We start from the raw sequence: 10,452 nt of genomic DNA on the forward strand, positions 1-10,452 counted from the left end.
CTTTCAGGTTTCGACAGGGCCTTTTGGCAGGCCCGCCTTGACCAGGTATCGTAGCTACGGCCTCGCGAGCGCGACCTGGCTCCCCCGCGGCCCGCACTTTTGCGAACGTAGGGTTTATCACGCTGCGGGTCGACGGTTCCCGACAGTGGGTATCAGGCGTGGAGGGTCTCGCCACCTTCGGCATCCGCGTAGTACTGAGGCGCCTCGCGACGGTCATACTTTCCGTAGTCGCGCACGATCCGCACTCTTCGGATCCTGGCCTTGTTATTCGGCGCAGAAGCGTCCTCATAAGCCTGCGCGGCAGCGGCGTTCTTCCACGATATGAGGAGAATCAGGTCGCCGGGCGTGAGTACGGCGTCAAAGATGTCCCAGAACGTGCTGTCGGCGGCCCACGGATTCAGGCCAAGCCACTCGGCACAATCGTACGGGTTGTTGGTTTGCTTCCACTGCGCGGGGCGAGTCGCGTTGATCAGCGTAACCGTCGTGCCCTCCCCAAATTCAGTCTCATCGAGCCTTTGCTCCGTGAGGGCGTACCCCGTCGGCAGCTGATTGTCGGCAGTGATCTGACCCACGCGCAGGTGGTAGTCGGCGAGGATTTCGTCGCGGCCTTTCTGCTGGAGTTCGTGATGATGCCTGCGGGTGCGCCAGCGCACGAGCGACTTCTCGTCCCGCCAGTTCGAAAGCGAAAGGATCCAGCCCTCGCGGATCAGGCTCTTGTAGCGGATGTTGTCGACGAAGCCCTCTTCCTGCTCCAGCTCGGGGCGCAGCATCTTGGCGCTGTCGAGGTAGTCATCCCAGTTCTCTTTATTGGGGAGGACTTCGAAAATCACTGAAAACATGTTCGTATCCCGTCTCTAGAGTGCTTCGACGCAGTCAGTCCCAATGTCGAAATGGCCCGACAAAGGCACATATTCTTGACGGCAGAAGACGTTCCAGCCGTCGACATCGGTCGCCTTGGACAGCACCCCAGTGGCTCCCGTTCATTCACTGCGCGGGTCCTCGCATTCAACCACTAAAGTCGCTGCAGGCCGCACGGATAATCTGGCGTTTGCGAAAATTATGCTCTCGCAAAACGAAAGGAACGGTCCCTCAAGCGCCGTAGCGTTCGGCCTTGATCGCTCTCGCTTCCAGTCCCAATGCGAGCGCCGCGTCCGCCGCGATGTCAACGAAAGCAGTCGACCCGCACACGAAGACGCTGCCGGGAGAGACAGGCTGACGTGCCGCGACGTCGGCGACCATCGCCGCGTCGATCCGCCTGCTGAAGTCGCTGCTGCGCATCGCCGGCTCGCGCGTCAAGGCCAGGGCGAGTGCGAAATCGGGAAGCGACCTCTCGAGCTCGAGGAGCTCGTCCCTGAAAAGCACGTCACGCCAGGTCCTGGAGGAGAGCAACAGCGCGACAGGCACTGGCTCGCCGCTGGCCTTCCGATGCCGGATCATTGCCATCAGCGGCACGACGCCGGAGCCCGCGCCGATCAAGAGCAGCGGTTTCGCTGTCGGTCCCGGCCAGAGGAAGTGACCGCCAAGCGGCCCGCGAAGCTCGATCATATCTCCTGCTCGAGCGACGTCGTGGAAGAACGGGGAGACCTCGCCGTCCGCGAGGCGCTCGATCGCCAGCTCGATCACTTTGGAATTGCCCGGGGCCGACGCGATCGAGTAGCTGCGCATGGCAGTGTAGCCGTTGGGTGCAGTCAGCCGCACGTCAACGTGCTGTCCGGCCGTATACTCGAACGGTTCGGATAGGCGAAGAAAGAAGCTCTTTATAGCCGGCGTTCTCGTCGCGATCTCGACAATCGCGCAGCTCTGCCATCGCGCGGTTGTGCCAATCGCTTCAGTCATTCGTGTATCGCTGCTCGCGCCACGGATCCCCGTATATGTGGTACCCGCGCAGCTCCCAGAAGCCGGCCTCGTCGCGCTCGGTGAACTGAAGCCCGTTTACCCACTTCGCCGACTTCCAGAAGTAGAGATGCGGCACGAAGAGCCGCGCCGGCCCCCCGTGGTCGCGCGGCAGTGGCTGGCCTTCGTACTCGAGTGCGATCATCGCCTTGCCCGTCGCGAGGTCCGCCAGTGGCACGTTCGTGGAGTAGCCGTCGTAGCAATGGGCGAGCGCAAACGGAGTGGGTGCGCTGAGGCCGGCGTCGGCGAGGATATCGTCGACGGCCACGCCCTGCCACGCGGTGTTGAGCTTCGACCAGGAGGTCACGCAGTGGATGTCTCGCGTCATCTTGGTTCGTGGGAGGGCGTTGAACTCCGACCAGCTCCAAGCTTTGACCGGACGAGGTCCGACCTTTAGCGTGAATGTCCAGTCCGCGGGCTCGATCCTCGGCGTGGGACCGGCCGTAAGCACCGGGAAATTGTCGACGAGGTGCTGTCCCGGGGGAATCCGATCCGATAGTTCCGATCCGGATTGGCGGCCGGTAAAACCGCGAGTAACCATGGCGGACATCCTTCCTCGGCAGGTAAAAAGAGCGTCGTCCCGCGCAACGCCAAGCCGTAGTGCGCCGGATGAGCAAGGTACCGGCGTAACATAGTATTCCGCGCCGCGAATGGGAAATGACGTCACGCCATGAAGTCGATAGCCGGGCGTTATGATCGCCGTCCGCCTTCCGCATCGGCCTCGCGTGCGCCCGACGCCGACTGCTCCAGCAGCTCGGTCAGCATCCTGACGGCCTCCGTCAGCTTCAGGACTTCGCGCTCACGTAGTTGGTCGATCTTTTCATGCAGCAACTCTATCTCGAGCTCCGCCTTCACGTTGATGCGGTAGTCATTCTCCGCGGCCTTGCGATCGATGTCCTGCTGCCGGTTCTGGCTCATCATGATGACTGGCGCGGCGTAGGCCGCTTGGAAAGAAAGCGCGAGATTGAGAAGGATGAACGGGTAGGGGTCCCAGCCCCTGATCGCGCTGACTAGGTTGGCCCCTATCCAGACGACCAGGATCGCACTTTGCACGATGATGAAACTCCACGATCCCATGACGCTGGCGACGGCGTCAGCTATCCTTTGCCCGGGCGTCAGGCACGCAGCCGCCGCGGACTCATCCATGTCCTGGAGACGAAATGAGCGACGCGCTCGCCTGAGGTCGGCGAGCAGGTCATGCTCGGCTTGTTCCATGCCGTCCTGGTCTTCCACCTTCTCTTCCACGTTGCCAGCACCGTTCCGCTTGATTGCACGGTCGACGCGCCAGCGCCCCACCGCGTTTTTGATCGCGTCGTTTAGCCGTGAAATTTCGTGGCGATATCCGCGATGGCTCGTCGCCGGCACCGGGCGCCGGCAAGCTCGTTCTCGGTCGGCGGCCGCTGCGCGTCGGGGCCGGCAATTGTCGTGGCGCCGTAAGGCGTACCGCCGGCGATCTCATCGACTTTCCTTTGGCCGGCAAACCCGCAGTTCATTCCGACCACCGTCATGCCGAAGTGGAGCAGATTGGTGATGATGGTGAACAGCGTCGTCTGCTGGCCGCCATCCTGCGTCGTCGATGACGCGAAGGAGCCGCCGACCTTGCGATTGAGGGTTCCCTTCGCCCATAGGCCGCCAGCCTGGTCGAGGAAACTTGCCATTTGGGACGACATCCTGCCGCAGCGCCTGCTTGCGCCCAAGACGATCGCGTCCTACACGGCGAGGTTGTCGATGCACGCGACTGGAGCGGTCTGGTCGAGGTTGTCGTTGGCTGCCTTCGCGCCTCCGGAAATAGAAGTTCAGGCACTCGCTTCACGTCGGCGGACGCGCCCGCCTCGCGCGCGCCCGCGGTGATTTCGTGTGCGAGCTTTTCGATGTGCCCGTAGGAGGAGCAGTAGAGTACTAGCACTTTGGCCATGGGAGCCGTTCATCGTATTGACCGCCGCCCGCTTACGCGTCTTCGGCTATTTCGAAGCATGCAGAAAACCTCCGGCGCGAGGGCGTCCGGTCGGGTGCTTGCTTTGCTAGCATTAAGTTTCGGGGCAGGAAGGGTAAACGTATCGTATCAATAACTGCCGGGAATGCCGCGCTATCGCTGCAATCCTATGGTCGATCGTCTGCAGCGCGGAGTTCCCTGAGAAGGAAGTCGGTAAACGCACGGGCGGCGGGCTTTATGGTCTTTGCGCTGACAAAGAGCGCATTCAGTTCCATCGAGCCGAAATCCCAGTCGGGCAGCACCCGAACAAGTTTCCCGGCGTCGAGCTCTGCCCGCGCGCTGTTTTCGCTCGATGCGGCGACCCCCAACCCGGCGACAGCGCTTGCCGTGGCTACTTCGTTGGTGGTGATCGAGAGCGCGCTATCAACGCGCACGGAGGTGATGCGGCCGCCCTTGCGGAAGGAGAAAGTCGGCGAGGGATGCGCTGGACTGATGATCACCGAGTGGTGCACGAGATCCGACGGCATCGTGGGTGTGCCGCGCTCCTGTAAGTAGCCTGCCGAGGCCGTGAGTACCCTTGGCTGGTGGATGAGTTTGCGCGCCATCGCGCTGGAGTCGGGGAGGGCGCCGAACTGCAACGACACGTCGAGGCCCTCAGTCACGAGGTCTGGGTAGCGGTCCGTCACTCGGAGCTCGATTTTCAGCGCCGGATGCTGCTTCGTAAACGCGCCAAGCCGCGGGATGATCTCCCTGAGCGCGAAACTTGTCGGCGTGCCGACGCGAAGCGAGCCGCGCAACTCTCCTGTTCCGCGCGCCTCGTGGTCGGCATCGTCGAGCGCTGCGAGGATCGTTTCGACGCGCATCAAGTACGTCGCGCCGGCCTCGGTCAGCGTCACTGCTCGCGTGGTGCGGCTAAAAAGCGTCGCGCCGACCTCCTCCTCGAGCGCAGCGATCAGCCTGGATGCGGACGGCTGCGACAGGCCAAGTTCGCGCCCGGCACGGGAGAAGTTGCCGACGCGCGCGGCGCGAGCAAACAGTCTGAGTGCTGAGAGTCGGTCGTTCATCACTTGGTGGCTCGCGGCGGGCTACACGGAGGTCGGATCCAGCACGAGGGCCAGGATCGTATCGAGCGCGGCGGCCACCGCCACCGCAGCGCAGACGGCGGCGACCCCAAACCCCCGTGCTCGTTGGAAGCGAAAAAGGCCGACTGCGGTCGCGAGTGCGGCTTTCCAGGCATTCATCGGTCTCCTCAGCGGCACCATGCTCTGCAACACCTGGGAAGTAGTGCCTATCGACTCTCAACATAATCGTCTATCTGTGAGACACCGCCTCTCGGCATATGAGAGTAGGTAGTTTGCGTGCTCCTGGCGGCGCTATGGGATGTCGGCGGCAATATCCCCTGCGATTAGGAAGTCACGGTCCCTCGCTACGAGCCGCCCCCACGCTTCTGATCTCAGCGCGCCTCTTCATTCAGCGCGCAGCGCAGTTGGTGTCAAACCGCGAAACGCCGGTATCATTCAACCGCTCGTCGCTCAGGTGCGGTCGTTAGCTCTGGCCGCTGATTATCTTTTTGCCGCGGGGCGCCGCTTAGTCCATGCCGGCCGCGCTGATCGCCTTATATTCGTGGAGCAGCCGCGCACCCATACAGCGCAGCGCGCCACGGAAGGTCAGGGTGCGCCAATGGCCGCGCGGAGCCAGGGCGCACAGCCGCTTCCACTTCGGCCGCCAACATGACAGCGAGCCATGTTGGCCTTGATCCACGGCTCATCGAACAGGCACTGGGGATCGGGCCCGGTCTGCGAGGATCCAAACGCAAGCGCCTGCTGGCGAGATCAGCGCACGCCAGATACGCGTTAGTCTTCCAGGTGTCTTTTATAAATTTTGAGTAGAGGCGAAGAGATTCGATTAAGTCGGCTCCGATATCCTGCGCCAACTGGAAATCAGGGCGACCGAGATTCCATCTTGCCATTTGCTATTCATCAGCGCTTCCGCACCTTGATGACCTGGACCAGTCTTCCGGCAGTGATCGCCCTTGCGGTGCTGTTAACTGCCGGAATTTTTGCGGACCATCAAAACAGCATTGTAACCGAGCAGGCATTGCGCGTTGACGTTGCGAAGGAGATGAACCTCGTTCGCGCCAAACTTGAGGGTAATGTCAACGGAGACCTTCAACTGGCGCGTGGTCTGGTCGCGACGATCGTTACTGAACCGAACATGAGCCAAGCTCGCTTTGCCAAACTGGCAAAGAGCCTCTTTCGCGAGAAGACACAGATCAGAAACATTGCCGGCGCCCCTGACCTGGTCGTCTCGTTGATGTATCCGAGGGAAGGCAATGAAAAAGCGATAGGGCTGGACTTCCGCGAAGACGAAAAGCTGCGCGAAGCAGTACTTCGGGCACGCGATAACAAGCAACTGGTGTTAGCCGGGCCGGTAGAACTCAAACAAGGAGGTCAGGCATTCATCGGGCGATTTCCTGTCTTCCTTGACCGTGACGGCCCTCGCGAGACGTTCTGGGGCATAGTGGCCGCCGTGATCGACGTTCCGAAGCTGTACGCGGACAGCGGTCTTTTAGACAAGAACCTGCCAATCGAAATCGCTCTGACAGGTAAGGACGCTCTCGGGAGAAGCGGGGCGCGATTTTACGGTCCCGCGTACGTGACGGAACAAGATCCCGTCACTTCCGAGGTGCGGTTGCCGACAGGATCTTGGCAAATTTCCGCCATTCCCAAGGGTGGCTGGAACACCACGCCCCGCAACGCCTGGATTTTGCGACTAACAATGCTCATCGGCGGCGCCCTGGTCGTGGTTCCGATCGTCTTTGCGGGGCGGCTTCTCAATCAGCGGTATAAGCATTACGCCGATCTGCGCCGCGGCGAACGACGACTGGCACAGCTTTCAGAGAGGCTGGAGCTTGCGCTTGACGCCTCGCAAATTGGCGTCTGGGAGCAGGATCTCGACTCGGACATTATATTCTGGGACGACCGCCTGAACGAAATCTATGGCAAGTCAGCAGATGGCGAACCAAGAACCTTCGAAGAGTGGTCAAGATCGATCCACCCTGACGATCTCGACGAGGCTAAGCGGGATTTCGCGCAAGGGATCGCAACCGGCATATACTCTTCGCAATATCGTGTGGTGCTTCCCAATGGAGTTGTCCGACACGTCCGCGTGCGTGCCAAGACTTACAGGGACGGCACCGATCACAAAATGGTTGGCGCGGAATGGGACGTGACGGCGGATGTGATCCAGACACGGGAACTGGAACGGGCAAAGGATCTCGCCGAAACGAGGAGTGCTGAGCTTGAGGCGGCGACAGCGCGCAATGAGCATACGGCGCTTCACGACTCACTGACCGGCCTTCCGAATCGCCGCCACCTTGACACGATGCTCGATAGCTACGCCGTCACAGGCTCAACGCCTGGCAGCGGCGCCGCGCTTCTGCATCTTGATCTCGATCGTTTCAAACAGATAAATGGCACGCTCGGCCATGCCATCGGCGACGCCGTGCTGATCCATACCGCAAAGGAGCTGACATCAACTGTTCGCTCATCAGACTTCGTTGCCCGAGTCGGAGGCGATGAGTTTGTGGTAGTCTGCAGACGCGATATCTCAACTGATCAGCTTAAACAGCTGGCCGACCGCATCATACATAGATTGCGGCAGCCGATTCCCTACAAGGACCATCAATGCCGTATCGGCGTTAGCATCGGGATCGCAGTCGATGCGGACGGTCCCATCGACGGCCCACGCCTGATGGTCAACGCGGATATAGCCCTTTACCGGGCCAAGAGTCGGGGACGCAATCGATATGAGTTCTTCACCCAGGACCTCCACTCTGAGATCATCCGGACCAAACGGGTAGCCGACGAGATCCTCGCAGGGTTGGAACGCAACGAGTTTGTTCCACATTACCAGCTACAGTTCGATGCCAAAACGCTGGAGGTTGCGGGCGTTGAGGCGCTGGCGCGCTGGAACCATCCCGCCGACGGACTTCAGACGCCAGCCGGGTTCCTCAAGATTGCTGAAGAGTTGAATGTCGTTTCAATTATTGACCGACTAGTACTGGAACAAACCCTCCACGACCTTGATCGCTGGCAGAGGGCCGGCCTCCTGGTTCCGCGCGCTTCGGTGAACGTCTCCGCGAGACGGCTTCAGGACGAGGAGCTGATCACCAGCCTGACGTCACTTTCGATAAAACCAGGAACCGTTTCGTTCGAACTTCTAGAATCAATCTTCCTCGACGACAACGATGAGCTTATGATCTGGAACGTCAACCAGATCAAGGAACTCGGAATCGACATCGAAATTGACGATTTCGGCACCGGCCATGCGTCGATTGTCAGCTTGCTCAAGCTTCAACCGCGACGGTTGAAAATTGCACGCCAGCTAGTTGGTCCAATCGCCAGGTCAGCCCAGCAGCGAGAGGTCGTACAATCGATTGTGCAGATTGGCCGGTCCTTGGGCGTGGAGGTCATCGCCGAAGGTGTCGAGACGATGCAGCAGGCCAAGGTCCTCAAGAATTTAGGCTGTGACATCTTGCAAGGCTATGCGCTGAGCCGACCAATGACCGCACACGGCATCACGAAGTTGTTAAACAACCGGCGAATGCTCGCAGCATCATGAGATCAGCGCGCGCGCGACGAGCATCGGCGCCCGCCAACCCCCGTTTGCGGCCCCTGCGCATGACCAAGCGGATGTACTAGCGCCATTTCACGCGCCAGACCAATGGCTTTTCTAACAAGGCAGAGGCTCACGCCAGCCCGGTGGCCTCCATTCCAGGTATTACAATTGAGCGACGCATTGATGCCTCGCGCCGCATGACGCAGGCGATAGCCGCTGGCGTCACTGGCAAGCTTTTGGAGATTGGTCACATCCTTAAGCTTCTCGAAGGGAAGGAAGCAGAACCGAAGGCTCGCGGCTCACTTCGGATACGACAGGCCGGGTAGGTTCTTTCAGGTTCTCATGATCGACCAGGGGACTGGGGCTTATCGGAGTAGAATGCGACTGGGCAGCCGTGTGCCTTCAGATAGAGTTCCAGCGCCTCGAAGGAGCTGAAGGTGCTCTCCGACTTCACAAAGCGAAGCTGCTGGAGCTTGCTCGTGGCGTCGTCGATGAAGACGAGCAGGGTGCATGGATCGCCCCGCTCCTCGAACCAACGGTGATCACTGCCGTCGATCTGCACCAGCTCGCCATAAGATTCTCGACGCAAACGAGGCTGATGGAATGTCCGGCGCTGCTTGCGCGACAGCCAGATTCCGGCTTCCGCCATCCATTTGCGCAACGTCTCTCGCGACACGATCAGGCCGTGGTTCGCCGCCAACTTCTCGGCCGCCAAGGTCGGCCCGAAGTCGAGATAGTGTTCCCGAACCAGCCGAACCGCCAACTCACCGATGCCGGCGACATATCGATGGTTCGACGGTCGTCCTCGAGCCTTGTGCCGAAGTGCCGCGGCGCCTTCAGTCCGGAACGCCTTCAGCAGATGCTGGACCTGGCGCGTTGTCATATCCAGGACATGCGCCGCCGAGACAACCGTCATGCGCCGCTCCAAAACCTTCGACAGCACCTCGATGCGTTGCAGCTCGCGCTCGCTCATTAAGATCAGTCCCAACCCGCCGTCTCCCTCGCTCATCGGCGAGCAGGGCGACATTCCTACTTTGCGGAATCAAGACATTTCTATTTTGCGGCAATACCCATAAGTCGCATAACATGTATTATGGAACTAACATTTGTGATTACTATTCATATACTTATGTGAACTTCAATATTTCGATTGGACAAGCTAACCGGGAAGCCCGATGAACGGATTCTGATACCGAACTCCGAGCGGTCTGAAATCCTTTTCATTGTCCGTGAGCACGATTAGATCGTGTTGCGTGGCTGTGGCAGCAATCGCGATATCCTCGAAACCGGGAGAGATGCCAGCTCCGCGGGCGACTGCCATAAGTTGCCCGGTTATCGTTGCCGTCTCGAGATCAAGAGGCAGAATGCGGCTACCGTAGTAGTGACGAATTTCTCCCCACCACTCAGCGAGCGCGGCCGCTTTTTTGGTGGCACCGGTTCGCTTGGCGTTCGCAATACCGTCCTCGATCTCAGCCGAGGTGATGACGGACAGCCAAAGGTCGGAGGATCTGTCGACGATCCAGGCAACTAGTCTTTCATCGGAGGGTGTCCTGCGTCTCGAGGGGGCGAGCAAACTGACGACATTCGTATCCAGAAGGTACAACGTCAAAACGCCGGGTCACGCAGAGCCCGTGCGGGCTTTCGGCTTCGCGCTGGCAGGTCGCCGTCCTCCAAGGGCGAGTTTGTAAGCAACCAACCCAGCGATGGCACACGGGAAAGGCGCTCGTAGTCCGCATAGCTGATTACGACAGCCTCTCTTTTGCCGTGACGGGTGACAACCGTCGGTGCGCCTGCAACCGCTTCGTCGACCACATGCGAGAACGTCGCCTTCACGTCTTTAAGCTGAATCTCTTTCATCTTGACAGCCCTGTGACCAAAGTAGTCATATAGCTTATGGAGCGAGCCTTGACAAGAAGGCCGTAGCCCAACTGTCGTAAGCAGATGAGTTGTCCGGATTAGGTAGCACGTGAGTTGTCCGGTTTTATCGCCAGCGGATGGAGGCTGGG

The 10,452-nt window shown here is 60.0% G+C and carries 9 protein-coding genes and 3 pseudogenes; 1 reads left to right on the forward strand and 11 read right to left on the reverse strand.

Annotated elements, in window-relative coordinates:
* Window positions 1-152: 152 nt before the first annotated feature.
* From FJ953_RS20045 to FJ953_RS30995, 8 genes and pseudogenes are all read right to left on the reverse strand, one after another.
* Window positions 153-839 carry an antibiotic biosynthesis monooxygenase gene (locus tag FJ953_RS20045; RefSeq protein ID WP_140522735.1) on the reverse strand — a complete coding sequence of 229 codons (687 nt, stop codon included), beginning with the start codon at window positions 837-839 and terminating at the stop codon, window positions 153-155.
* Window positions 840-1,089: 250 nt separating this feature from the next.
* Window positions 1,090-1,836, reverse strand: coding sequence for a ferredoxin reductase (locus FJ953_RS20050; protein ID WP_181165397.1), 747 nt, complete (start codon window positions 1,834-1,836; stop codon window positions 1,090-1,092).
* Window positions 1,829-2,434: a sulfite oxidase-like oxidoreductase gene (locus FJ953_RS20055; RefSeq protein ID WP_140501506.1), complete on the reverse strand. Its 606-nt coding sequence runs from the start codon at window positions 2,432-2,434 to the stop codon at window positions 1,829-1,831. The genes FJ953_RS20050 and FJ953_RS20055 overlap by 8 nt, the downstream gene beginning before the upstream one ends.
* A 149-nt stretch (window positions 2,435-2,583) precedes the next feature.
* The gene (locus tag FJ953_RS20060; protein ID WP_224647543.1) at window positions 2,584-3,258 is read right to left on the reverse strand and encodes a DUF1003 domain-containing protein; all 675 of its coding nucleotides are present in this window, start codon (window positions 3,256-3,258) and stop codon (window positions 2,584-2,586) included.
* Window positions 3,210-3,808, reverse strand: a pseudogene (wrbA, locus tag FJ953_RS20065) (NAD(P)H:quinone oxidoreductase). The gene FJ953_RS20060 and the pseudogene wrbA overlap by 49 nt, the downstream one beginning before the upstream one ends.
* Before the next feature lie 185 nt (window positions 3,809-3,993).
* Entirely contained in the window at window positions 3,994-4,890 is an 897-nt protein-coding gene (locus FJ953_RS20070; protein WP_140501511.1) for a LysR family transcriptional regulator, read from the reverse strand.
* 21 nt (window positions 4,891-4,911) lie between these two features.
* Entirely contained in the window at window positions 4,912-5,067 is a 156-nt protein-coding gene (locus FJ953_RS30575; protein WP_181165398.1) for a hypothetical protein, read from the reverse strand.
* Window positions 5,068-5,470: 403 nt separating this feature from the next.
* Window positions 5,471-5,613 (reverse strand): annotated as a pseudogene (locus FJ953_RS30995) (IS630 family transposase); the annotation flags it as partial.
* Between the two features lie 211 nt (window positions 5,614-5,824).
* Here FJ953_RS30995 and FJ953_RS20075 point away from each other — a divergent pair.
* Window positions 5,825-8,449 (forward strand): EAL domain-containing protein, encoded by a 2,625-nt coding sequence (locus FJ953_RS20075; RefSeq protein ID WP_140523374.1) that lies wholly within the window; start codon window positions 5,825-5,827, stop codon window positions 8,447-8,449.
* A gap of 364 nt (window positions 8,450-8,813) precedes the next feature.
* On the opposite strand, the pseudogene FJ953_RS20080 reads toward FJ953_RS20075, so the two are convergent.
* From FJ953_RS20080 to FJ953_RS20090, 3 genes and pseudogenes are all read right to left on the reverse strand, one after another.
* Window positions 8,814-9,434, reverse strand: a pseudogene (locus FJ953_RS20080) (ISNCY family transposase); the annotation flags it as partial.
* A gap of 171 nt (window positions 9,435-9,605) precedes the next feature.
* Complete coding sequence (locus tag FJ953_RS20085) at window positions 9,606-10,049, reverse strand: type II toxin-antitoxin system VapC family toxin (RefSeq protein ID WP_140522733.1); 444 nt, start codon at window positions 10,047-10,049, stop codon at window positions 9,606-9,608.
* A 2-nt stretch (window positions 10,050-10,051) separates the two neighbouring features.
* Entirely contained in the window at window positions 10,052-10,303 is a 252-nt protein-coding gene (locus tag FJ953_RS20090) for a type II toxin-antitoxin system Phd/YefM family antitoxin (protein WP_140522731.1), read from the reverse strand.
* Between the last annotated feature and the right edge of the window lie 149 nt (window positions 10,304-10,452).

The organism is Mesorhizobium sp. B2-3-6 (assembly GCF_006442305.1).
GTDB lineage: Bacteria > Pseudomonadota > Alphaproteobacteria > Rhizobiales > Rhizobiaceae > Mesorhizobium.

Bases quoted from the DNA above. Each gene is read 5' to 3' on its own strand.
- FJ953_RS20050 (WP_181165397.1), bottom strand. From the start codon at position 1,836: ATGACTGAAGCGATTGGCACAACCGCGCGATGGCAGAGCTGCGCGATT.
- FJ953_RS20045 (WP_140522735.1), bottom strand. From the start codon at position 839: ATGTTTTCAGTGATTTTCGAAGTCCTCCCCAATAAAGAGAACTGGGAT.
- FJ953_RS20075 (WP_140523374.1), top strand. From the start codon at position 5,825: ATGACCTGGACCAGTCTTCCGGCAGTGATCGCCCTTGCGGTGCTGTTA.
- FJ953_RS20090 (WP_140522731.1), bottom strand. From the start codon at position 10,303: ATGAAAGAGATTCAGCTTAAAGACGTGAAGGCGACGTTCTCGCATGTG.
- FJ953_RS20055 (WP_140501506.1), bottom strand. From the start codon at position 2,434: ATGGTTACTCGCGGTTTTACCGGCCGCCAATCCGGATCGGAACTATCG.
- FJ953_RS20070 (WP_140501511.1), bottom strand. From the start codon at position 4,890: ATGAACGACCGACTCTCAGCACTCAGACTGTTTGCTCGCGCCGCGCGC.
- FJ953_RS30575 (WP_181165398.1), bottom strand. From the start codon at position 5,067: ATGAATGCCTGGAAAGCCGCACTCGCGACCGCAGTCGGCCTTTTTCGC.